Consider the following 22,902-nt stretch of genomic DNA (forward strand, 5'->3'; position numbering starts at 1 on the left):
TGCCGGCCGCTGGCCGGCACTACCCTTGTGGCTCAATACACGTCGCGACGGTAGCGCCCTGTCTCCAGCAGCGTTTCCACTTCTTCATCACCCAGCGCTTCGCGCAGCACCTGGTCCACGCCTTCGGCCATGCCCAGCAGCGAACCGCAGACGTGGATGACCGCACCACGCTGCATCCAGTCGCGCAGGGCATCGGCTGCTGCACGCAGGCGATCCTGCACATAGCCGCCCTCACCATCGCGCGAGAACGCCAGGTCCACCCGCGCGAGATGGCCATCGGCCTGCCACGCTTCGATCTCATCGGCGAACAGGAAGTCGTGCGCGCGCTGGCGTTCGCCGAACAGCAGCCAGTGCCCGTGCTCACCTGCATGCGCGGCTTCGCGCAGCAGGCTGCGCAGGCCCGCGATGCCGGTGCCATTGCCGATCAGCACCATCGGCGCACCGCCAACGCGATGGAAACCGGGGTTGCGGTGCACGCGGGCCACGATGCTGGCACCGACCGGCGCATGCAGCGACAGCCAGCCCGAACCCAGGCCGGTGCGTCCGGTTTCGTCATGGACCAGCCGCACCACCAGTTCGACCGCACCGTCATCCGTACAGGATGCGATGGAGTACTCGCGCCCCGGCAGCAGTGGCAGCCCTGCCAGCCAGAGGCACGCATCCTGCACCGCCAGCGCAGCATCGGCATCGGGCAGCTCGCGCTCGCTGGCCAGCGCCAACAGCGTGCGCGGCTGGCCGTCAATCAGCAACGGCTGCTGGGGATCCAACCCATGTGCCTTCAGCACCGCAGCGGCGTGCCGCGCGTTGTGGCGGGGCGCGACGCGCAGGATGTCGCCCGCCTGCCATTGCGCGTCGGCCGGTGGCGCAAGACGGATGCGCCAGATGGCGCCGCCCACGCTGCCTGGATTGAGGCGGTCACGGCCGAGCAGGCGCCACTCGTGCATCTGCGTCGCGGCCGGCAACACGCTGTCATCGGTGGCGATGCCGGTCAGCGCGCCGAGATGTTGCTGCCACTGGCGCAGCGCCGGTATCGCGGCGGCATCGACATCGATGCGCTCGAACAGCGCACGTGCGCCGTTGCCCAGCAGCCAGCCATCGAATTGGCGGCCAAAGCCGCAGTAATGCGGGTACTGGCGGTCGCCCAGGGCGAGCAGGCCGAACTGCAGGCCCGACAGATCGGGCGCTTGTGCCAGCAGCCGCCGCGCAGCGCCCCGTGCCGCATCTGGCGGCTCGCCATCGCCGAAGGTGCTCAGCACGAACAATGCCTGCGCAGTGCGCGCGAGCTGCGTGGCATCGACCCGGGCCAATGGCAGTACCTGCACGCCATGGCCAGCGGCCTGCAGCTGCGCGGCGGCACGCCAGGCCAGCTGCTCGCCCAGCCCGCTCTGGCTGGCATGCACGACCAGCCAAGGTGCGCGGCCATCATCGGTGGCAACCGGCAGCGACCGGCGCAGCCCGCGCGCGGCACGCTGGCTGCGGCGGCGGTCCAGGTACAGCATCCAGCCGGTGATGAAGAACAGGCTCATGGCCAGACTGCTGAGCATCACCACGACACGCCCGGGCATGCCGAAGTAGCTGCCCGAGTGCAACGCGAACACGCTGGTGGCCAGCTGCGCGCCGGCGCCCTGGCGCGCGTAGGGGCGCGAATCGAGGATTGCCCCGCTGGCCGGATCCAGCTGCAGCAGATCATGTGCACGGTCATGGTGGCCACCGCGCCGTGACGGATCGCCAGCCATCACCCGCACGTTGACCGCCTGGCCAGGCTTTTCCGGCAGGCGCAGGTCGATGTAGCCGGTGTGCACGCCGGGCAGGGCATACAGCGTGGCTTCGATGCGCTCCAGGTTCAGGGCGGCGCCGGTGGCGACCTTGTGCTTGGCGGCCGGTGCGACGCCCAGCAGCGTATTGGCGGCACTGCGATACCAGTCGAAGGACCACCACAGGCCGGTCAGCGCACTCATCAGGTAGATCAGCAGCACCCAGGTGCCGACCACCGAGTGCAGGCTCCACAGGAAGCCACGGCCGCTGCGTTTCCATTCCACCGCCAGCCAGCTGCGCCAGTGCCACCAGCGGCGCGGCCAGCGCAGGTAAAGACCGGACAGGGTGAAGAACAGCAGCGCGATCGCACAGCTGCCGGTGATCCACTTGCCGCGCTCGCCCGCGGCGAGGTGGCGGTGCAGGTCCTCGACGAAGTCGAAGAACGCCTGCCCACGCAAGGCACTGAAGCGCTCGCCGCTGTACGGGTCGAAGTAGACCCAGTGTTCCTTGCCACCAGCGAAGCGTGCCACCGAGGGCCGCTGCCCGGTGGCGTCCACGCGCAGGCGCTGCAGGGGGCGATCACCGCCGGCCTGCAGCAGCGGCACCAGTTCGCTGAGTTCAAGCGGAAGCTGGCCGTCGGCATGGTGCTCGGCGATTTCGGCGAAGCCGGGGTTGGCCGCCCGCAGCAGTTCGTCCTCGAAGGACAGCACGGCGCCGCTGAGGCCCATCACGGCCAATACGGCACCGGCGGTGATGCCCAGCAGCCAGTGCAGTTGGAACAGGACGTTCTTGAACATGGAAGGAGGAGGGCCTGGAAGGCTGCCGCCCGCATCCTGCGCAACAGCAAATGAGAATTAGTCGCGGAATTCTCCGTGGCGGACGGGCTACGGTCAAGGAGGGTTTTGTTGCAGGGCTTTGCAGCCCTGCACCCGCTACAAGCCGGAGCAACGTCAACGTCAAAAGCTGGCTTTCCGTGGGTTGGCGGGGTGGGTCCGGTTGAGGGGGACGCTGCAAGTACGTCCATGTAAGCTCGGTCGCCGCATCCATGCGGCTCACGCCCCCTCAACCGGACCCACCCCGCCTTCGACAGTTTCCTGCGATCTGTCGGAAATACTCTTGGGGTCAGATCCGTTTTCCGTAGGAAAACGGATCTGACCCCGGAATTTCATTCGATATCTGACAGATGTGTCGACCAAGGTCGACACCTACCAACAGCCGCGAAGATCTGTCAGAGGCGGGGCGGTGTCGGAGTGCGGGGTGTCAGCCGCATGGATGCGGCTGCCAAGCTTACAGGGACGTACTTGCAGCGTCCCCGCACTCCGACACTGCCCCGCCATCCCACGGAATGCCCGCTTTGGCTTTGGCTGTTGCCGTTGCATCGAGCAGGGTGCAGGGCTGCAAGCCCTGCAAAAAACACCCTCACTTCACCCAGCTGTCGATCTCGCCGTGGGCGAACGGTCCCAGCTTTGCCTTCACCAGCCGCCCCTGCGCATCGAACAGCACGCTGTAGGGCAGCAGGCCCTGTGTATTGCCCAGCTGCACGCTGGCATCGCGCGGCCCCGGGGTCTCGATCACGATCGGATAATCCACCGGTACCCGCTGCAGGAAACCGCGCACGTCCTCCGGCGTATCCAGCGCCAGTCCCAGCACCTGCACACCGTGCTCGCCCTGGATATGTGCGAAACGCGCCAGTTCGGGCATTTCTTCAACGCAGGGCGCGCACCAGCTGGCCCAGACATTGATCAACAGCGGGCGACCGCCAGCGTGCTGGCGCAGGTCCAGCGGCCGGCCTTCAAGATCGGGCAGCGACAGCGCGGGCAGGCTGTCGCCGACCTGCAGGGCCGGTGCCGCAGCCGCCATAGCAGGCGCCGCTGGCATGGCCTCAGGCGCAACCGGCGCAGGAGCCAATCGATGCCCGGCCCACAGGCCAAGGCCGGCGGCCAGCACCGCTGTCCACAGCAGCGCTGGCCGTTGCCACTTCATCGTGCGGTGCGCAGCAGCGCTTCCTCCACCACCGCCTGGGTCAGCAGGGTCGGCAGCACGGTCGGCGGTGCGCCGGGGCCGTACACCACGTACAGCGGCACGCCGACGGCCTTGTGCTCTTCCAGGAACGTGGTGATCTGCGGATCGACGTTGGTGTAGTCACCGCGCATGTACACCGCGTTGGTGCGCTTGAGCAGGTCCTTGAACTCCGGCCGCGACAGCACGGCGCGCTCGTTGGCCTTGCAGCTCACGCACCAGTCGGCGGTCATGTTGACGAACACCACGCGGTTGTCGGCGCGCAGGCGGTCCAGCAACTGCGGCGAATACTCCACCACGTTGTCGCTGGCGGCCTGTGCGGCGCGTGCCGGCGCTGCCAGCTGGGTCACGCCCCAGGCCGGTACCAATGCGCCGATCGCCAGCAGCACGCCGAGCAGCGTCACCGCACGCGAGCCGGTCCAGCGGTTGCGCTCGAACAGCCACAGGCCGAAGGCGAACAGCAACAGGCCACCCAGCACCAGCGCCATGCCGTCCACGCCGCGTTGCTTGCCCAGCACCCACAGCAGCCACAGCGCGGTGGCGTACATCGGGAAGGCCAGCACGTGCTTGAGCGTTTCCATCCACGGGCCGGGCTTGGGCAGGCGGCGCGCCAGCGCCGGCACGAAGCCGATCAGCAGGAACGGCAGCGCCAGGCCCAGGCCGAGGAACAGGAACACGGTCATCGCCTTCAGCGGCGGGGCAATGAACGCGTAGGCAATCGCGCCACCCATGAACGGGCCGACGCAGGCACTGCCGACCACGCAGGCCAGCGCACCGGTGAAGAAGTCACCGGCCGGGCCGCTGCGGCTGGCCAGCGACTGGCCCAGGTTGCCGATGCCGCCGCCCAGGGTGAACACGCCGGACAGGCTCAGGCCTACCGCGAACATGATGTAGGCCAGCGCCGCCACCACGCCCGGGTGCTGCAGCTGGAAGCCGATGCCGACGGCGTTGCCGATTGCGCGCAGGCCCACCATCAACGCACCGATCACCGCGAATGCGACCAGCACGCCCAAGGTGTACCAGAGCGCGTGGCTGCGTGCGCGCTGCGGGCTTTCGCCACTCTGCGCCAGGCTCAGGACCTTCAGCGACAGGATCGGCAGCACGCAGGGCATCAGGTTCAACACCAGGCCGCCGGCCAGCGCCAGCAGCAGCACCCAGACGAACGAACGGTCCGGGTTCGGTGTGGTCGCCGGCGGGCGCGTACGCAGCGCGTTGTCACCGCGCGCATCGGCGGCGAATTCATTGCCGTCCACGGTGCCTGCGACGGCCGGGGGGACGGCATCCGTATTGGGCACCGTCGGCAGCAGGCGCAGGGGGGCGCCGTTGGCGCCTTCGCGTGGCGCCACAGCCAACGGGCTGATTACCTCGTTGCGCGGCGGCGCCTGATCCGTGCTGGCGTTGATCTTGCCGGCCGGGATCGACAGCTTCACCCGGCGGGTCATTGGCGGGTAGCAGATGCCATCGGTCTGGCAGCCCTGGAAGGTCACCACGAGGGTGCCGTCAACCGCGTCGGCAACCGTGCGCCGCAACGGCAGCGGCACTTCCACCTGGTTGAAATACACCGAGACATCGCCGAAGTGCTCGTCGCGATGCGACTGCGCGGCCGGCCAGCGCGGCGTGCCGGCCTGCACGCCGGTGCTGCCTTCCAGCTTCAGCGAGGTGCGGTCGCGATACAGGTAGTAGCCCGGTGCCGGGCTGAAGCGCAGCAGCAGGGTGTTGCCGTCGCTGGCGATGGCATCGAAGCCGAACGCCTGTTCCGACGGCAGCGGCAGCGCCTGGCTGTTGCTGGCCGCACCTGGCAGGCGCAGGCCGCCGCTGTTGCCGGCACCGGCCAGCGGGTTGTTGAACGGACTGGCCGCACCGGCGCGCGCGGCCGGGGCCGCGGCCTGTGCACCGCTGCCGGGCAGGGTGACCTGCACCACGCGCTTCTGCGGCGGGTAGCAGACACCGGCATCTGCGCAGCCCTGGTAACGCACTTCCAGGCTGATGGTGCCGGCGGCCTCGGTCGGCGTGCCGGGCAGGGTGGCCTGCAGGCGCTCGCGATAGGTTTCGACCTCGCCGAAGAAATCGTCGTGGTGCTTGTCGCCCTTGGGCATCTGCAGCGCGCCGGCATTGAAGGCCGGGTCGGCCTTGACGCTGGTGCGGTGGCGATACAGGTAATAGCCGGGCGCGATCTTGAACTGCAGTTGCACCTGGCCACGTTCGGGGGCGGTGGCGGTCAGCGCGAACGCCTGGTCCACCGGCAGCAGGTCTTTCTCATCCAGGGCGAACGCCGGCAGCGAGAGCCACAACAGGGCGCACAGGGCGGCGCCACGCGCAAACAGAGTCTTCAATCAGTGTCCTCCCGGGTCTGTGCCCGGATCCAATCCAGATACGCCGGCAGGCCGGCCCGGGTTTCGACCGCGATGCACTCCGGGAGTTCATACGGATGCAGTTCGACGATCCGGGCGATTGCGTCATTGACGCGACTCGCGGTGGTCTTGACCAGCAGCTGCAGCTCGGCGTCGGTGGTCACCTCGCCCTGCCAGCGGTAGGTCGACTGCGCGCCATCGAGGCGGGTCACGCACGCGGCCAGGCGCTCGCCAACCAGCGCGTGCGCGATGCGCTCGGCACTGGCCAGGTCCGGGCAGGTGGTCAACAGCAGCAGGACGGGATCGACGGTCGACATGACCGTCGAGTATAGGGCCGCCGCCGGGTCAGGACCCGGCGGCGGCCGTGGACCGCTGCGTTGCGCGGTCAGTTGGCCAGCTGGCAGGTGGCCGGCTTGGCCGAGGTGAACAGGCCAGGGGTCGCCCACTCGGGGTGGTCGATGAACGGGTTGCGGTTGCCCTGGAAGCTGTAGATCACGTCATTGCGCGCACGCTCGGCATCATCCGGCGGGTCGGACAGGTGCCAGTCGATCAGCGTCGACAGCAGGCCCATGTAGGCCGGCGAGCTGCTGGTCTTGACGATCCTGCTGCGGTCGTCGGTCAGCTCCAGGTCCGGCTCGGACTGGCCAGTGGCTGCATCCTTGCCGCCCTCGTAGCGGATCGCCATGTACATCACCGCACGCGCCATGTCGCCCTTGCGCTTGCCCCACACCTCGAACGTGCCGGTGTTGCCGTCCGGCGTGCGCACCCAGTTGGAGTTGCCCGGATAGCCACCACTGCCGCCACCCTGGCCGTTGTTGGCCTCGGTGGCGCGCTCGCCGCAGCTGGCGTCGCACTTGCCGAACGGCTTGTTGCCACGGTCGGCGTTCCACTGTGCATCGGTCAGGTACAGCATGTGGGTGTCGGTATAGGGCGCGTACGGCAGGCCCTTGTCACCCGTGGTGGTGGCAAAACCCAGCGAGTTCGGCCAGGTGTGCTCGCGGTTGTACTTCAGGCCACTGCCGCTGCCGGCGCGATCGGTCACCTTGGCGTAGCTGCGGTTGCGATACGCGTCGAGGATGCGGTTCGGGTTGTTCGGGTCCTCGTCTGCGATCTCCAGGATGGTCCAGGTACTGGTGCCCGAGCCGCTGTACGGGTAGGCGGTGTGGCCCTTGATTGTCGCGTGCAGCGAGCAGCGCAGCTGGCTCGGGCTGGAGGTGTTGACCTTGGAGTAGTAGCCGGCCGGCACACCCGGGTTGCCCGGGTCCGGATTGCCGCCGGTGCTGGCCACGGTGAAGGCGATGCGGCTGTCGGCCGCCGGGTATGCGCCCTGCAGGTCGGTGATGCGCGCGGCGCGGATGTCGAAGCGGCAGGCTTCACCGGCCACCAGCGCGGTGTTGGTGGACAGCTTCACGCTGCGCCCGCTGGCCGGGAAGGTCAGCGGCACGCTGCCGGAGGTACCGCAGCTCAGCGCGAAGGCGCCGCTGGCGAGGTTCACGGTTTCGCTGAACACCACTTCCAGATCGGCGGCGGCCGGGAAGGTGCTGCTGCCCTGCGCCGGGGTGGTGGTGGACACCGACGGCGGCGTGTTCGGGCCCGGGGTGCCGCCGCCACTGAAGGTCTGGCCGTTGTTGCAGCTGCCGAAGGTCTGCCTGGCCGACTCGGCCCAGGTGAAGTGGGCGTACTGGCTGCCGCTGCCGGTCAGCTGCAACGAGGTGCCGGGGGCCGTGCTGTTGGTCTCGGCCACCGGAATGTTCTGGCTGGTCATGCCGGCGGCAGGGCCACCGGAGGCGGTGATGGCGCCCTCGTAGCTGAGGAACTGGACCACCTTGCCGCTGGCGTCGACCAGGGCGATGCCGTCGTTCGGGCCGTTCTGGATGCCGTTGGTCGGGTAGTTGACCACGGCGATGCTGGCGCTGCCGCAACCGGCGGCGGTGCCGGCCGGGACCGGGTTGTTGGCGTAGACCGTGGCGGCCGAAGGATTGCTGCCGTTGTAGAGGTAGAGGCGGTAGCCGGACAGGTCTTCACCTGCGGTAGCGACCACTTCGATGGCTTCGCCGACGTCACCGGCGGCGGTGCTGTCGTCGTAGTGCAGTTCGTTGATGAAGACCTCGGCCTGGGCCGGCGCCGCGGCCAGTGCCAGCAGGCAGGCGGCGGCAAGCGGGGACAGCAATCGCATCGACTACTCCTTGTGATTGGGAATGCGTGACCGAGCCTAAGGCCGATCCAGTGACACTTTGTCGTAAATGAACGTCAGATATCTGACAGTGCGACGCTTGTCACCGAAATTGTCCAGGACCGACGCCTTGGCCGAGGCGCGCGGGTGGAAAAAATTTTTTCATTCCGCCCTTGAAAGGGGGCGGCGGGGCTCCATCTCTGCCCTGCTCCCGACGTTGTCGGGTTTCTTCACGTGCGGTTCTGGCACTCGCCTGGGGTGAGTGCTAACATCGCCGGACTTTTTTAGACCAATCAATCACTTAAGAGGTCTCCTATGAGCATCAAGCCGCTGCACGACCGCGTTGTGGTCAAGCCGATCGAAGCCGACGAAATCTCCGCCGGTGGCATCGTCATCCCCGACTCGGCCAAGGAAAAGTCCACCAAGGGTGAGGTCGTGGCCGTCGGCCCGGGCAAGCCGCTGGACAACGGCAACGTGCGCGCGCCGTCGCTGAAGGTCGGCGACAAGGTCATCTATGGCCAGTACGCCGGCAGCTCGTACAAGAGCGAAGGCGTCGAGTACAAGGTCCTGCGCGAAGACGACGTGCTCGCCGTCATCGGCTGAGCCTCGGCGCGACCTGTTTCAACCTGATCCCAAACTCCCAGCCGCCGGGCATCGTCCGGCGCTACCAATGAGGTAAATGCAATGGCTGCCAAGGATATTCGTTTCGGTGAAGACGCCCGTTCGCGCATGGTGCGCGGCGTCAACGTTCTCGCCAATGCCGTCAAGGCCACCCTGGGCCCGAAGGGCCGCAACGTCGTGCTGGAAAAGAGCTTCGGCGCCCCGACCATCACCAAGGACGGCGTCTCCGTCGCCAAGGAAATCGAACTGGCTGACAAGTTCGAGAACATGGGCGCGCAGATGGTGAAGGAAGTTGCTTCGCGCACCAACGACGATGCCGGCGACGGCACCACCACCGCCACCGTGCTGGCCCAGGCCCTGATCCGCGAAGGCGCCAAGGCCGTTGCCGCCGGCATGAACCCGATGGACCTCAAGCGCGGTATCGACAAGGCCGTTTCGGCCGCCGTCGCCGAGCTGAAGAACATCTCCAAGCCGACCGCCGACGACAAGGCGATCGCCCAGGTCGGTACCATCTCGGCCAACTCGGACGAGTCGATCGGCCAGATCATCGCTGACGCGATGAAGGAAGTCGGCAAGGAAGGCGTCATCACCGTTGAAGAAGGCTCGGGCCTGGACAACGAGCTGGACGTGGTCAAGGGCATGCAGTTCGACCGCGGCTACCTGTCGCCGTACTTCATCAACAACCAGCAGTCGCAGACCGCTGACCTGGATGACCCGTTCATCCTGCTGCACGACAAGAAGATCTCCAACGTCCGTGACCTGCTGCCGGTGCTGGAAGGCGTCGCCAAGGCCGGCAAGCCGCTGCTGATCGTGGCCGAGGAAGTTGAAGGCGAAGCGCTGGCCACCCTGGTCGTCAACACCATCCGTGGCATCGTCAAGGTCGTGGCCGTCAAGGCTCCGGGCTTCGGCGACCGTCGCAAGGCGATGCTGGAAGACATGGCCGTGCTGACCGGCGGCACCGTGATCTCCGAAGAAGTCGGCCTGTCGCTGGAGAAGGCCACCATCAAGGACCTGGGCCGCGCCAAGAAGGTGCAGGTCTCCAAGGAGAACACCACCATCATCGACGGCGTCGGCGACAAGGCCAACGTTGATGCACGCGTGGCGCAGATCAAGACCCAGATCCAGGACACCTCCTCGGATTACGACCGCGAGAAGCTGCAGGAACGCGTGGCCAAGCTGGCCGGCGGTGTTGCCGTGATCAAGGTCGGCGCCTCGACCGAAATCGAAATGAAGGAAAAGAAGGATCGCGTCGACGACGCCCTGCACGCCACCCGTGCGGCCGTTGAAGAAGGCGTGGTTCCGGGCGGCGGCGTTGCCCTGGTCCGCGCGATCACCGCGCTGGCCGGCCTGAAGGGCGCCAACGAAGACCAGAACCACGGCATCCAGATCGCCCTGCGTGCGATGGAAGCCCCGCTGCGCGAGATCGTTGCCAACGCCGGTGACGAGCCGTCGGTCATCATCAACAAGGTCAAGGAAGGCACCGGCAGCTTCGGCTACAACGCCGCCACCGGCGAGTTCGGCGACATGCTGCAGTTCGGCATCCTGGACCCGACCAAGGTGACCCGTTCGGCGCTGCAGAACGCGGCCTCGATCGCTGGCCTGATGATCACCACCGAAGCGATGGTTGCCGAAGCTCCGAAGAAGGACGAGCCGGCCATGGGCGGCGCCGGTGGCATGGGCGGCATGGGTGGCATGGGCGGCATGGACTTCTAAGGTCCACGCCCGCGTCGGACGTTGCCGGCCCTGGTCGGCGCGTCTCCCCGATGCACGGAAAAACCCCGCCGCGAGGCGGGGTTTTTTTGTTGCCCGGTTGCCGCCATGGCGCCGCGTCGCTACGCTCGCAGACCATGCCTACCTCGTTCATCGTCGTCGACGACTTCCTTTCTCCAGCCGATGCACACGGCCTGCGCCAGGCCGGCCTGGGCCTGACCTACCCGGCGCAGGAGGGGGCATTCCCCGGGCGTAATTCGCTCGAACGGCTGGAGCTGGACGGCCTGTCCGAGGCCGCGTCGCGGTTGGTCAACGAGCCGCTGCGGCCGGTCAATCCGTTGCAGTCGCACGGCAAGTTCCGGCTGACCCTGGCCAGCGATGTGGGTCGCGCCAAGGTGCACACCGATCATTCGCACTGGTCCGGCATCCTCTACCTCAGCGCCCCGGAGCACTGCGAAGGGGGTACCGAGTTCTTCCGCCATCGCCGCACCAACACCGAGCGCATGGCGCTGAACGCCCACGAGCTGGCTGCGCTGGGCTACGCCAACGGCGGCGACATGCATCGGGACATCATCGAGCGCGACAGCGTCGACGACAGCCAGTGGGAAATGACCATGCGCATCCCGATGCGTTTCAACCGCCTGGTGCTGCTGCGCCCGTGGTTCTGGCATACCGCCGGCCCGGCCTTCGGCGACCGGCCGGAGAATGGGCGGCTGGTCTACCTGATGTTCTTCGAGCAGGCGCGTTGAAGGGAGGTCATCCACGCATGGCGTGGATCTACTTCACGAATGCCTTCGCTGCGCCGTACTCCCACTGCCACGGTACGCCGATGTCGCCGAGCACGAAGGCCACCAGCGCCGGGAAGGTCGCCTCGGCGCGCACATCGTTGCCCAGGATCACCACGCAGCGCTGCTGCTGCTCGACGCACACCAGCGTATTACCGACCGCATCATCGTGGCCGCCCTTGTAGAAGCCCGCGCCTTGCGGGCCACGGAAAGTCACCACCCCCAGGCCGGCCGCCAGGTCCTTGCGCTGCAGCGCCTTCGGCAGCTCCGGTTGCAGTGTGGGGAACTGGCTGGCGGTGGTGATCGGCAGCTGCGGCCGCACCAGCTCCTTGCGCATCGTCGCTGACAGCCCATCGCCGCGCACGTAGCCGGCGGCGAAACGGGCCATGTCGGCGATGGTGGTATCCATCGAACCGGCCGCGCGCACGCGGCTGCGCTCATCGTGCGGCTCGGCGGTGCCCTCCATGGTCCAGCCGTCGGCCAGGTTGGTGGCGAAGTCCCCGCGCCACATCATGCTGGTGCGGGTCATGCCGAAGCGGTCGAATACCCGCTGCTGCATCAACGCACCCACATCCTCGCCCAGCCGTCCGCGTTCGATCACGAACTGCAGCAGGATCAGCCCTTCGCCGGAATAGCCGTAGCGGCTGCCTGGATCGAAGTGGAACTTCAGCCGGCCGTCCGGTTCAAGAAACGCGAAGTTGGCAAAGCCACTGGCGTGGTTGAGCAGCAGGCGTGGGGTGAGCTGGCGCCAGCGCGCATCATCGGCCAGCACGCGGTAGTCGGCGTACTTCTTCGTTTCGGGCGGATAGTCCGGCAACGGCTTGTCCAGCGCTGTGGCGATGCTGGCATCCAGATCGATCCTGCGGTCCTGCGCCAGCTGCGCGACCAGATGGCCGAATGCCATCTTGGTCAGCGAGGCGGCGTACATCACCGTATCGGTGCGCAGTGGTTCGCCTGCGGTATTGCGCTCGCCGTAGGCGGCGACGTGCACCACCTTGCCGCCGTCGATCACCGCCAGTGCCATGCCGCGCGCTTGTGCGGCCTGCATCAACCGCTGCGCTTCGGCATCGATGCGGGCCGGCGAGGGTACCGGGGGAGGTGCAGCCAGCACGGCCAGCGGGAACAGCGTCAGCAACATCAGGGCAGCACGGCACATGCGTGGAACTCCTGGTGGGGCGCACGGCGATGCTACGCCAGGCTGCCGCTGGCGTCATTGCCGGATGTCAGCTGGCCTTCGGCCGGCGCAGGCAGATCCGGGACGCGCCGGCACCAATGTCCACCTGGCCGCCGCGCATTGCATCCGCACCAAGGATCAGCGCCGGCCGGCCCTCCAGGCCGATCGCCTTGAACACTGGCAGTTCGCTGATGCGGACCTCCATCGAGGGGTGCTGCCAGCCGTTGCCGGCCATGCCGGGCAGGGTGTACAGCCAGGTTGCCTGCTTTCCGCCGCCCAGGCCTTCGGTGCCCTTTTCACGCACCCGCACCCGTGCGTCGCTGCCGTCGGTGCGCAGCCCCAGTGCGCGGGCTGCTTCGGCGTTGAGGACGGTCTGCGCGGCACCGGTGTCGACCACGGCGATGGCGTCCACCGCGGGCGCGCCCAGTGCAAGCATGATGAAGCCGAACTGGCGCAGGCCGTCAGTGCGTCCGGGCAGCGCATTGGGCTGGCAACCCGGTCCTTCCAGGTTCAATCCGCCGGGTGTCCACAGCGCCAGTTGATTGCGGCCGAAGTCCCAACGGGTGTCCCAGCGTCCGGTCAGATCGTTGCCGATCAAGCCGTCAATGGCCGGATCATCGTCCTTCGGCAACGACGACAGATCGACCTTCATGGCTTGGGCCTGCAGCTGCCAACTGCCCAGCTGCCAGGACGTTCTGCGTATGCGCTGCAGCTGCGCGGAGGCTGCACTTGCCCCTTGGGCCTGTGATACCTCCGCATCCGCATCTCCCAGACCGTAGCGCCGCACGACGCGGTCATCGACCAGCGTGGCGCCTGCCGCGCTGTCGACCACGAAGCGCAGCGGTTCGGCACGCCCGTCCAGCGACACGGCCACGGCCGGATGACCGCCCTGCATCCACATCGGCAGGATGTGTTCGGGGGAATCGGACGCCAGCGCAGCAAGCGGGGCAGCAAGCAGGACGAATGGGATGAGGCGCAAGGCAGGTCTCCGCAGTGATCATGGGTGACCATTGGCGCGCAGCGGCGTATCGCGGGAATATCGGCGTTGATACCGTCCTGATACAGACCTGCCTGATACTGCCTGCATGACGACTCCCGCCCGTGTCATCGTTGTCGATGACGACGCCAGCATCCGTGATGCCATCGCCGATTGCCTGTTGCTGCATGGCTACCAGGTACGGGTGGCAGCGGACGCGACGGCGCTGGACGTGCTGCTGCAGGTCGATCGCCCGGACGTGATCATCCTCGACTGGATGATGCCCGGTGAGGATGGCCTGTCGGTCTGCCGCCGGCTGCAGGCACGGGCCATTCCGATCCTGATGCTGTCGGCGATGGGCAGCGCACCGGACAGGGTGATCGGCCTGGAGATGGGCGCGGACGACTACCTGGCCAAGCCGTTCGACCCGCGCGAGCTGCTGGCGCGGGTACGCGCGCTGCTGCGCCGGCAGGACAAGCTGCGCGCGCAGGTAGCCAGTGAACTGCGCTTTTCTGGTTGGCGGTTGCTGCCGGAACAACGTCGCCTGCTGGCGCCGGATGGGAACGAGCTGGTGCTCAGCCGTGGTGAATTCAGCCTGTTGCTGGCGCTGGCCGAACGCCCCGGGCGGGTACTGGGGCGCGAGCAGCTGCTGCAGCTGAGCCGTGGCGAGCCGAGTGACAGCGTCGACCGCGCGGTCGACCTGGCGATCAGCCGCCTGCGCCGCAAGCTCGGGCAGGCCTCACCCGGTGCGGAAACCCTGGTGCAGACATCGCGTGGCGAAGGCTATCGCTTCCACGCCGAGGTACAGGTGCTGTGAGCAGCCGGTGGCCGACCGCGCGTTGGATCACGATGCTGGCCCTGGCCAGCCTGCTGCTGGCGACACTGGTCAGCGTTGCCGTGGTTGGCTGGATGCCTCGGCCCGCGCCGCCACCGATGCGGTTGGACCAGGCCGTGCAGGTGCTGCGGGGGGAACAGGCCGCGGCACCACTGGGCCTGCATCTGGCGACGCAGGATGCGCCACCAAAGGGCAGTGCCAGTGACTGGCTCACCCAGTTGGCGGCGCTGCAGATGGGTTTGCCGGCGAAGGAGGTGCGCCTGGTCTGGAGCGGACAGGGCAAGGCGCCTGATGTGCAGGTCATCGAAGGCGGCGAGGTGCTCGACGGCACGGCGCGGGTCGGCGTACTGAAGGCGCAGGCCGCGCTGCTGACCGCGATGCAATGGCCGCCGTTTGAACTGGGCGTGCGCCAGGCCGATGGCCGCTGGCGGGTGGTCGGCAGCGATCACAGTGATCTGGCAGCTTGGCGGCGACAGGTGATACTGGCGCTGCTGGGCGGTGCCGTGTTGCTGGCGCCGCTGGCGGCGTGGGCATCGATCCGGCTGGGGCGTCCACTACGACGCTTGGCCGATGCCAGTGCACGCGTGGACCTGCAAGCCGACACGCCCCTGCCGGAAGATGGCCCGCGCGAGGTACAGATGCTGGCCGCCGCGATCGGCACCGGTCGAGAGCGCCTGCGTGCGCAGGCCCAGGACATGACCCATATGCTGGCTGCAGTGGCGCATGACCTGCGCACACCATTGACCGGCCTGCGACTGCGCGCCGAGTTCGCGCCCACACCACAGGCGGCCCGGATGGTGGCGGACATCGAGCGCATGGACACGATGATCGAGCAGGTGCTCGATTACGCACGCGGCGAACTGCAGCCGTTGCAGATGCGCCCGCTGGATCTGGCCGCGCTGCTGGAGGAGTGCGTGCAGGCAGCGTTGCTGCGCGGTGTCGAGATCTCCATCCAGGGGCCGGACAGTCTGCCCTGGCACGGCGACGCGCTGCTGCTTCGGCGCGCGTTCGACAACCTTATCGACAATGCCGATCGCTATGCCGGGGCGGTGGAGCTGCGGCTTGCCGTGGTTGAGCGAGGGGTCCAGCTGGAGGTGATGGATCGGGGCCCAGGTATCGCCGAGGGCGACCGAGTACGCCTGCTGCAACCGTTCCAGCGCAGCGAGCGTTCTCGTAGTCGCACCACCGGTGGAGCGGGACTTGGGCTGGCAGTGGCCGCCAATGTGGCGAGGCGGCACGCGGGCGAACTGCAGCTGCTGCACCGGGAGGGCGGCGGGCTGATTGTGTGCCTGCTGCTGGGAAAGTTCACCTGATATCGGCTGTGGTTTACAGGCAGCGGCTGTTCGGCTGTATGATTAGGTGCCTAACGATATCGCGTGCGTGAGATGATCGAAGCCAAGCACCGTGCCCTGATCGAGGAAGCGCAGCGACGCGGTCGCGCCAACATCGCGCCGCTGCGCCTGTGTTTCCAGCTGCTCTCGCTGTCCTCGTCGATCGATCGCGACTGCGCCGCGCGGCTGGCACCGCATGGGCTCAGCGAGGGTCGCTTCATCGTGCTGTTCCTGTTGCACGGGGCCGGTGGCGCACTGCCGCCGCATGTGCTGGCCGAGCGCGCCGGCGTGACCCGCGCCACCATCAGCGGCCTGCTCGATGGCCTGCAGCGCGAAGGCCTGCTGCAGCGTCGCAACGATGACGGGGATGGCCGCCGCCTGCAGATCGTGCTGACCGCACCGGGAAAGCGTTTGGCCGAATCGCTGTTCGAGCAGCACACGCAATGGATCGGTGGGCTGTTCAACGGCCTGGATGCTGATGAACAGCAGCAGCTGTCACAGCTGCTGCACAAGGTCTGGCAGCACACGGACGCCGGGCGGGAATCCGCAGCATGAGCACGGCCATTCCTGCGGAACGCCGGCAAGCACTCAACACCGGCCGCGTCCCCGCCACCCATCTGGCAGAATGCCTGGCAGTGGATTTTGCCGCGCTGCTGCAGGTGGTGGCGCCTGCGCTTGCACCGGAGGCGCAGCAACGCATGCGGGACGCCTCAGGCAAGGGCATCACGCTGCGCATGGCCCTGGCTGCGCAACTGCTGCGTGAGGCGGGACAGGGGGCGCCTGCGCTTTGGCAGCATCACAGCTCCGATACCGTGCGTGGCTGGGCCTGCTACCTGATCGGCAGCGATGCCCGCGCAACGCTGGCAGGGAAACTGCAGCAGATGCGCACACTGGCCGATGACCCCCATTTCGGTGTGCGCGAATGGGCATGGCTGGCACTACGCACGGACATCGTTGCCGCGCCGATGCAGGCGCTTGATTGCCTGCAACCGTGGTCACAGGAAACATCGCCGTACCTGCGCCGCTTCGCCTGCGAAGCACTGCGTCCGCGCGGTGTCTGGGCCATGCATATCGCACTGTTCAAGCAGCACCCGGAACATGCATCCGCGCTGCTGGAAGCACTGGCCGACGATCCGGAACGCTATGTGCAGGATTCGGTCGGAAACTGGCTCAACGATGCCGGCAAGACTCAGCCGCAGTGGCTGCGCCAGCTGTGTACGCGTTGGCAGCATGAGCGCCACAGCGACGCCAACGCCTACATCCGCAAACGCGCGCTGCGCTCGCTCCGGTAGTGGCGGCCGCTGGCCGGCAACCCCCGAACCCTCAAGGAAGAACCACCATGTCGCACACCTTCATCGAGCTCTACACCGCCACCCCTGCCTGGACCACACTTCCGCCCGAGCAGCGGAACGCCTTCTTCGCCCGTATCGGCGCCGGCATGCAGCAGTTCGATCCGGTCCGCATCACGCCGCTGGCGATGGGCCGCATTGCCTCGGGCGTACCGCACGGCAGCGATGAGCAGTTCTATGCGGTCTGGCGCTGCGCAAGCCGCGAGGAGGTCGATGCGTTGATGGCCGGCATTGCCGCTACCGGCTGGCATGAGTACTTCACCACCACCCAGGCGGTAGGCGCGATGGACAGCATGGCCCAGCACCTTGCCGACCTGGCCGCCTTGTAGCGGCGCGGCAGACGCCGGCAGATCCCGGTGCTGGGCATGGGTGGCACATGCGCCTGTCACCCAGACGCGGTAAACAGGACATTGCCCATGTCCATCCGCAGGAAGGTCGATCATGCAGAGCACGCTCCAGGTCACGCTGTTCGGCCCTCTTGGCGACAGCCCGGCGTTGCAGTTGCCGGGGCTGGAGGGGCCGTCGGTGGCCATCCAGGAATCGGCCCTGCGGCGCTTGGTTTCCGATCTCTACACCGCGCGTTCCCTGCTCAACCCCGAGCAGCTGGACGAGGCCCGGCAGGAACTGGATCGCGTGCTGGAACGCTGGGCCGACATCCATGAGGGCCTGCTGCTGGATATGGAAGTGCATGGCAAATGAGCGACGTTGCGTGGTTGCCGCCGCGTGGGCAGGGCCGGCGCGCATCTCGCTGAACCGCGTCCCCAGTTGCGGATGAAACATTTTGCACTGCGCAAAAGCTGTGCTATCAATACAACCCATGAACGCAGCCGCCACCCGCTTTTACTGGTATTACTTTCCGAAGCCATTGGCGGAGGAAGGACTGCGCTCACCCTGAAGAAAGCTTCAGACGCATTCCCGAAAGCCGCCAGCGAACCTGGCGGCTTTTTTCATGCCGCCACGCTGGGGACCCCCAACGTTCCGGAGACCTCCCCCAATGCCCCCGCACACCGACGACCTGCGTATCCGCACCATCGAACCGCTGACACCGCCTGCCCAGCTGCTGGCGATGCTGCCGTGTGACGATGAAGCCTCCGACACCGTCAGCGCCTCGCGCGCGGCCCTGCACCAGATCCTGCATGGCCGTGACGACCGCCTGGCGGTGGTGGTTGGCCCATGCTCGATCCACGACCCGAAGGCCGCCATCGAGTACGCCCAGCGCCTGAAGCCGCTGCGTGACGCGCTGGCCGGGGAACTTGAAATCGTGATGCGCGTGTACTTCGAGAAGCCGCGCACCACGGTGGGCTGGAAGGGCCTGATCAACGACCCGGACCTGGATGGCAGCTTCAGGATCGACAAGGGCCTGCGCATTGCCCGTGGCCTGCTGCGCGACATCAACAAGCTCGGCCTGCCGGCCGGTGTCGAGTTCCTCGACGTGATCTCGCCGCAGTACATCGCCGATCTGGTGGCCTGGGGCGCCATTGGTGCGCGCACCACCGAAAGCCAGGTGCACCGCGAACTGGCCTCGGGGCTGTCGTGCCCGGTCGGCTTCAAGAACGGCACCGATGGCAACGTGAAGATCGCCGCCGACGCGGTGGGTGCGGCCTCCAATCCGCATCACTTCCTGTCGGTCACCAAGCAGGGCGGCACCGCCATCGTGTCGACCACTGGCAACCCGGATTGCCATGTGATCCTGCGCGGCGGCAAGCAGCCGAACTACGATGCAGGCAGTGTCGCCGAGGCCTGCCAGGCGCTGGCCAAGGCCAAGCTGCCGACTCGTCTGATGATCGACGCCAGCCATGCCAACAGCCTGAAGAATCCGGACAACCAGCCGAAGGTGATCGAGGACATCGCCGTTCAGTTGGAAGACGGTGAACAGCGCATCGTCGGTGTGATGATCGAGAGCCATCTGGTCGGTGGTCGCCAGGAACTGGTGGAAGGCCAACCGCTGGTCTACGGGCAGAGCATCACCGATGGCTGCATCGACTGGGACACCACCGTGACGGTGCTGGAGCGACTGGCCGCGGCCGTGCGCGCCCGTCGCGACGTGAAGGTGTCCGAAGCCGCTTGAGTGCGGCACGTGTGTGGATGGCGGCCAGCGCCTGCGGGGGTGCGGCCGCGATCAGGGCCGGTCGGAGTTGGAGACCGGCCCATCTGCACCGGCGATGCGCCTGGCGCTGCGCATGAGCGACAGCGCCAGGTACATCGCCGGGGTGGTGCGGATTCCGCCGCGCGAACCTCAATGCACTTCGTCGTGGTACACGAACTTCGGCATTTCCCAGCGGTAGTGGATCGCCAGCAGGCGTAGCGCGAAGCCGCCGCCGAGGCAGCACAGGATCGCGGTGGCGTCGGCCACGCCCCAGTGCAGCAGCAACAGGTAGGCCGCGCCGGTCAGCAGCGCGATGATCGCGTACAGCTCCTTCTGGAAGATCAGCGGCACCTCGTTGCAGAGGATGTCGCGCAGCACGCCGCCGAACGCGCCGGTCAACATGCCGGCGATCAGCACGATCGGCATCGCATGGCCGGCTTCGCGCGCGATCGAGCAGCCGATCAGGGTGAAGGCGATCAGGCCCAGGCCATCGAGCACCAGGAAGGTGCGGCGGAAGTGGTGCATCCAGCGCGCCACCCAGGTGGCGATCAGCGCCGCGCATACGGTGAAGCCCAGGTACTCCGGATGCTTCACCCAGCCCAGCGGGTAGTGGCCGAGCAGGATGTCGCGCAGTGATCCACCACCGAGGGCGGTGACGCAGGCGATCATGACCACGCCGAACAGGTCCATGCGGCGGCGGCCGGCGGCCAGCGCGCCGGTCATGGCTTCGGCGGAAATGGCGATCAGGTAGATGATGGACAGCAGCATTGGGCAGGCTCCGGGCGCGGTGGGGCCGGCCATGCGCGACTACCGCCACTGCCTGCGCAATGACGGGATGACGATGACCGGTGCCGCTCCCGCTGTCCTTTTGCCTGAGAGTTCAGCGGCATGGGCCGCGTGCCCCTTCGGCGGATCGTCCCGGGCATGCCCGGTGACCTCTCTCCAGCTCGGCGAGTCGAATGCATGGTTGGTGGGATTCCAGCCCACCGGCCTGAGCGATCATGGGAGCCTGCGCCTTCGGCGGGCGCCAGCGCGGCGCCTCTCTCCTGCATTCGGGCGCCAGTATATCCGCTGCAGTGCAGCACGGCATAATCCGGGCATGGCCCCGTCCCTCCGCCCGTGGTTCCTGTACCTGCTCGAATGTCGCGATGGCAGCTATTACGCCGGCATCAGCACCGACGTGGACGCGCGTTTCGCCGCCCACCAGGCTGGCAAGGGTGCGCGCTACACCCGGGCCCGGCCGCCGCTGCGGGTGCTGGCCGTGCGCGAGTACCCGGACCGGGCCGCCGCCTCGCGGGCCGAATGGCAGCTCAAGCAGCAGCCGCGGGAACGCAAGCTGGCCTGGCTGCAGGCGGTGGATGCTGGGTCCCTGTAGATCCATGGCATACATGGATGCCTCTGTGCCGCCATGCGATGATCGCCCAGCCCTCAGCGCTGGAGACCCGGATGTCCACCGTCGCCCTGTTGTTCGCTCTCTCCGCGTCAACCAGTCCCGCTGCCGACCCGGCCACCCTCGCGGCCATCGAAGCCACCTGCCATGCCTACGTCGACGGCCAGCTGGAGGCCGACCCGCAGCGCGTCGCCCGCTCCCTGCACCCGGACCTGGCCAAGCGCGCGGTCCTCGGCGATACGCCCGACGAGCGGCTGGGCCTGCGCCGCATGTCGAAGGAAGAACTGGTCGCGCTGACGAAGCAGGGCGCGTTGAAGACCCCGAAGGATCAATGGGACCGCCGCTGCACGGTGCTGGACGTGACCGGCAATGCCGCCTCGGTGCGATTGGAAACGCCGTGGTTCGTCGATTACTTCCACATGGGGCGCTTCGACCAGCGCTGGGTCATCGTCAACGCGTTGTGGTACCCGAAACCGAAGGCGAAGTGAGCGCGATGCGTGCCGCCGGTAAGGCATGGGTCTCCGTCGTCGTACTGGCCGCCGGCATCGCACTGCTGCCTGGCCTGCTGTACCTGCTCGGGCTTGCCCTGGTGGGCGGTTGGCCGAAGCCAGCAGACCGTGTGCCCAGTGGTGTGGCTGCGTGCACCAGTGAACCGCGAACAGGATTTCAGCCGATGAATCCCTGGAGTTTCGCCGCGCAGTTCTTCGACGACGACGCGATGAAGAAGAAGGTGCCAGAGGTGGAACGGGAGGCGTTCTGGATTGCCCGCCGCCATCTTTGGCGGCAGCCACGGCACGACATGCTGCGCTGGCATCTGAGCAGCACGGCACTGACGATCTGGATTACCCGCAACTGGAGTGCCGCGCAGATTGCCGACACCGCAAGGAAGGAGGACTTCTGCCGCGCATGGTCGAAACGGCGGGCGCCCGGCGGCCCGATGAAGCGGTAGATCCACGCCATGCATGGATGATGTTGACGGAGTCAGAGCCCTTTCCTGCGGAAAGGGATCGGACCGCGTGGCAGCCGGCCAGCGGCGGGCACTACCGCCTCGGTCGCCGGTCTTCCTGGTCATCACCGAAGATGATGCGCGCGCTGCGCTGGTAGCTCCAGTACGCCACGGCCCAGTTCAGCAGCACTACGATGCGGTTGCGGAAGCCGATCAGGAAGAACACGTGCGCGGCCAGCCAGAACCACCAGGCCAGCACGCCCGACAGCTGCAGCCGCCCCAGGTGCACGATCGCGGCCATGCGACCGATGGTGGCCAGGTTGCCGTAGTCGGCGTACTTGAACGGGCCGGGCTCGGGCTTGCCGTGCAGGCGTGCGCGGATCACCTCGGCCACGTATTTGCCCATCTGCTTGGCAGCGGGTGCCACGCCGGGTACCGGCTTGCCGTCGGCCTGGCTCAGTGCGGCCAGGTCACCGGCCACGAACAGCTCCGGGTGATCGGGCAGGGTCAGGTCCGGTTGCACCGGCACGCGGCCGGCGCGGTCCAGCGGCACGTCCAGCGTGCGCGCCAGCGGTGAAGCGGCCACGCCGGCGGCCCAGACCACGGTGCGGGCCGGTACGAACTGGTCACCGAGCGTGAAGCCCTGGCTGTCGATGTCGCTCACCGGGGTACCGGTCAGCACTTCCACGCCCAGCTTTTCCAGCTGGCGGCGTGCTTTCAGCGAAAGTACTTCCGGGAACGAGGACAGCACGCGCGGGCCGGCCTCGACCAGCCGCACCTTGGCGCTGGCCGGGTCGATGTGGCGGAATTCGTTGCGCAACGTATGCCGCGCGATCTCGGCCAGGGTGCCGGCCAGTTCAACACCGGTGGGACCGCCACCGACCACCGCGAAGCTCAGCCATGCGGCCTTCTTCGCCGGGTCCGGTTCCGCCTCGGCGCGCTCGAACGCCAGCAGCAGCTTGCGGCGCAGCGCGATCGCATCGTCCAGCGTCTTCAGGCCGGGCGCATCATCGGCCCACTGGTCGTTGCCGAAGTAGGCGTGGGTGGCGCCGGTGGCCAGCAGCAGGCTGTCGTAGTCCAGCGTGCTGCCATCGGCCATGCGGATCTGCCGGGCCTGCTTGTCGATGGCGACCACTTCGCCGAGGCGGACTTCCACGTTGCGCTGGTGGCCGAGGATATGGCGCAGTGGTGCAGCGATATCCGGCGCGGACAGGCCGGCGGTGGCCACCTGGTACAGCAGCGGCTGGAACAGATGATGGTTGCGGCGGTCGACCAGGGTGATGCGTATGCGCTCGCGGGCCAGGGCACGGGTGGCCCAGAGACCGGCAAAACCGCCGCCGACAACAACCAGGTGGGGAACGCGCTCGCGACTCATCGACTCACTCCAGTGGGGGCATTGGG

22 protein-coding genes and 2 riboswitches are annotated in these 22,902 nt (G+C 67.4%); of the genes, 13 read left to right on the plus strand and 9 right to left on the minus strand.

From position 1 onward, the window contains the following. Positions 1-32 precede the first annotated feature (32 nt). From H4O10_RS19930 to H4O10_RS19950, 5 genes are all read right to left on the minus strand, one after another. Complete coding sequence (locus H4O10_RS19930; RefSeq protein ID WP_049452085.1) at positions 33-2,552, minus strand: sulfite reductase flavoprotein subunit alpha; 2,520 nt, start codon at positions 2,550-2,552, stop codon at positions 33-35. Positions 2,553-3,174: 622 nt separating this feature from the next. Next, entirely contained in the window at positions 3,175-3,738 is a 564-nt protein-coding gene (locus H4O10_RS19935; protein ID WP_049452363.1) for a TlpA disulfide reductase family protein, read from the minus strand. After that, on the minus strand, positions 3,735-6,107 hold the full coding sequence (locus H4O10_RS19940) for a protein-disulfide reductase DsbD (protein ID WP_049452362.1): 2,373 nt from the start codon (positions 6,105-6,107) through the stop codon (positions 3,735-3,737). Before H4O10_RS19940 ends, H4O10_RS19935 begins: the two co-directional genes overlap by 4 nt. Then, positions 6,104-6,442, minus strand: a complete 339-nt coding sequence (gene cutA / locus H4O10_RS19945; protein WP_005411229.1) for a divalent-cation tolerance protein CutA — start codon at positions 6,440-6,442, stop codon at positions 6,104-6,106. The genes H4O10_RS19940 and cutA overlap by 4 nt, the downstream gene beginning before the upstream one ends. 68 nt (positions 6,443-6,510) lie before the next feature. Further along, a complete protein-coding gene (locus H4O10_RS19950) occupies positions 6,511-8,301 on the minus strand; it encodes an endonuclease (RefSeq protein WP_049452361.1) in 1,791 nt (596 codons plus the stop codon). A gap of 312 nt (positions 8,302-8,613) precedes the next feature. Here H4O10_RS19950 and H4O10_RS19955 point away from each other — a divergent pair, with 312 nt between their 5' ends. The 3 genes from H4O10_RS19955 to H4O10_RS19965 all read left to right on the plus strand — a co-directional run bounded on the left by H4O10_RS19955 (position 8,614) and on the right by H4O10_RS19965 (position 11,378). Then, complete coding sequence (locus tag H4O10_RS19955) at positions 8,614-8,901, plus strand: co-chaperone GroES (RefSeq protein WP_005411227.1); 288 nt, start codon at positions 8,614-8,616, stop codon at positions 8,899-8,901. A gap of 81 nt (positions 8,902-8,982) precedes the next feature. After that, the gene (groL, locus tag H4O10_RS19960) at positions 8,983-10,632 is read left to right on the plus strand and encodes a chaperonin GroEL (RefSeq protein WP_005411226.1); all 1,650 of its coding nucleotides are present in this window, start codon (positions 8,983-8,985) and stop codon (positions 10,630-10,632) included. A gap of 134 nt (positions 10,633-10,766) precedes the next feature. Then, positions 10,767-11,378, plus strand: a complete 612-nt coding sequence (locus H4O10_RS19965) for a DUF6445 family protein (protein ID WP_005411225.1) — start codon at positions 10,767-10,769, stop codon at positions 11,376-11,378. A 28-nt stretch (positions 11,379-11,406) separates the two neighbouring features. On the opposite strand, the gene H4O10_RS19970 is transcribed toward H4O10_RS19965, so the two are convergent. Further along, positions 11,407-12,570 (minus strand): serine hydrolase domain-containing protein, encoded by a 1,164-nt coding sequence (locus H4O10_RS19970; protein WP_049452360.1) that lies wholly within the window; start codon positions 12,568-12,570, stop codon positions 11,407-11,409. 67 nt (positions 12,571-12,637) lie between these two features. Next, positions 12,638-13,567, minus strand: coding sequence for an aspartyl protease family protein (locus H4O10_RS19975; RefSeq protein WP_049452359.1), 930 nt, complete (start codon positions 13,565-13,567; stop codon positions 12,638-12,640). Positions 13,568-13,673: 106 nt separating this feature from the next. Between H4O10_RS19975 and H4O10_RS19980 the strand changes: the two genes are divergently transcribed. The 7 genes from H4O10_RS19980 (at position 13,674) to H4O10_RS20010 (ending at position 19,147) form a co-directional block, all read left to right on the plus strand. Continuing rightward, positions 13,674-14,381, plus strand: coding sequence for a response regulator transcription factor (locus H4O10_RS19980; protein WP_049452358.1), 708 nt, complete (start codon positions 13,674-13,676; stop codon positions 14,379-14,381). Positions 14,382-14,413: 32 nt separating this feature from the next. Further along, on the plus strand, positions 14,414-15,712 hold the full coding sequence (locus H4O10_RS19985; protein WP_049452365.1) for a HAMP domain-containing sensor histidine kinase: 1,299 nt from the start codon (positions 14,414-14,416) through the stop codon (positions 15,710-15,712). A gap of 72 nt (positions 15,713-15,784) precedes the next feature. Beyond that, positions 15,785-16,285: a MarR family transcriptional regulator gene (locus H4O10_RS19990; RefSeq protein WP_049452357.1), complete on the plus strand. Its 501-nt coding sequence runs from the start codon at positions 15,785-15,787 to the stop codon at positions 16,283-16,285. Further along, positions 16,282-17,022: a DNA alkylation repair protein gene (locus H4O10_RS19995; protein WP_049452356.1), complete on the plus strand. Its 741-nt coding sequence runs from the start codon at positions 16,282-16,284 to the stop codon at positions 17,020-17,022. The genes H4O10_RS19990 and H4O10_RS19995 overlap by 4 nt, the downstream gene beginning before the upstream one ends. A 47-nt stretch (positions 17,023-17,069) precedes the next feature. Beyond that, the gene (locus H4O10_RS20000) at positions 17,070-17,408 is read left to right on the plus strand and encodes a DUF6616 family protein (protein WP_005411218.1); all 339 of its coding nucleotides are present in this window, start codon (positions 17,070-17,072) and stop codon (positions 17,406-17,408) included. 112 nt (positions 17,409-17,520) lie between these two features. Then, entirely contained in the window at positions 17,521-17,778 is a 258-nt protein-coding gene (locus tag H4O10_RS20005) for a hypothetical protein (protein WP_049452355.1), read from the plus strand. A gap of 295 nt (positions 17,779-18,073) precedes the next feature. Next, entirely contained in the window at positions 18,074-19,147 is a 1,074-nt protein-coding gene (locus H4O10_RS20010) for a 3-deoxy-7-phosphoheptulonate synthase (protein ID WP_005411216.1), read from the plus strand. Positions 19,148-19,315: 168 nt separating this feature from the next. Here H4O10_RS20010 and H4O10_RS20015 read toward each other — a convergent pair whose 3' ends face one another. Continuing rightward, entirely contained in the window at positions 19,316-19,933 is a 618-nt protein-coding gene (locus H4O10_RS20015; protein ID WP_033835258.1) for a trimeric intracellular cation channel family protein, read from the minus strand. Between the two features lie 84 nt (positions 19,934-20,017). Further along, positions 20,018-20,121, minus strand: a riboswitch (glycine riboswitch). A 13-nt stretch (positions 20,122-20,134) separates the two neighbouring features. Then, a riboswitch (glycine riboswitch) is annotated at positions 20,135-20,224 on the minus strand. Positions 20,225-20,264: 40 nt separating this feature from the next. Here H4O10_RS20015 and H4O10_RS20020 point away from each other — a divergent pair. From H4O10_RS20020 to H4O10_RS20030, 3 genes are all read left to right on the plus strand, one after another. Then, positions 20,265-20,540, plus strand: a complete 276-nt coding sequence (locus H4O10_RS20020) for a GIY-YIG nuclease family protein (protein ID WP_005411214.1) — start codon at positions 20,265-20,267, stop codon at positions 20,538-20,540. A gap of 71 nt (positions 20,541-20,611) precedes the next feature. Continuing rightward, positions 20,612-21,043 carry a nuclear transport factor 2 family protein gene (locus tag H4O10_RS20025; RefSeq protein WP_049452354.1) on the plus strand — a complete coding sequence of 144 codons (432 nt, stop codon included), beginning with the start codon at positions 20,612-20,614 and terminating at the stop codon, positions 21,041-21,043. 5 nt (positions 21,044-21,048) lie between these two features. Next, positions 21,049-21,504 (plus strand): hypothetical protein, encoded by a 456-nt coding sequence (locus H4O10_RS20030; protein ID WP_049452353.1) that lies wholly within the window; start codon positions 21,049-21,051, stop codon positions 21,502-21,504. A 91-nt stretch (positions 21,505-21,595) separates the two neighbouring features. Here H4O10_RS20030 and H4O10_RS20035 read toward each other — a convergent pair whose 3' ends face one another. Further along, positions 21,596-22,876, minus strand: a complete 1,281-nt coding sequence (locus tag H4O10_RS20035) for an NAD(P)/FAD-dependent oxidoreductase (RefSeq protein ID WP_012481378.1) — start codon at positions 22,874-22,876, stop codon at positions 21,596-21,598. Positions 22,877-22,902: the final 26 nt, after the last annotated feature.

The sequence above is a fragment of the Stenotrophomonas sp. I18B00994 genome, assembly GCF_014145825.1.
GTDB classification, from domain to species: domain Bacteria; phylum Pseudomonadota; class Gammaproteobacteria; order Xanthomonadales; family Xanthomonadaceae; genus Stenotrophomonas; species Stenotrophomonas maltophilia.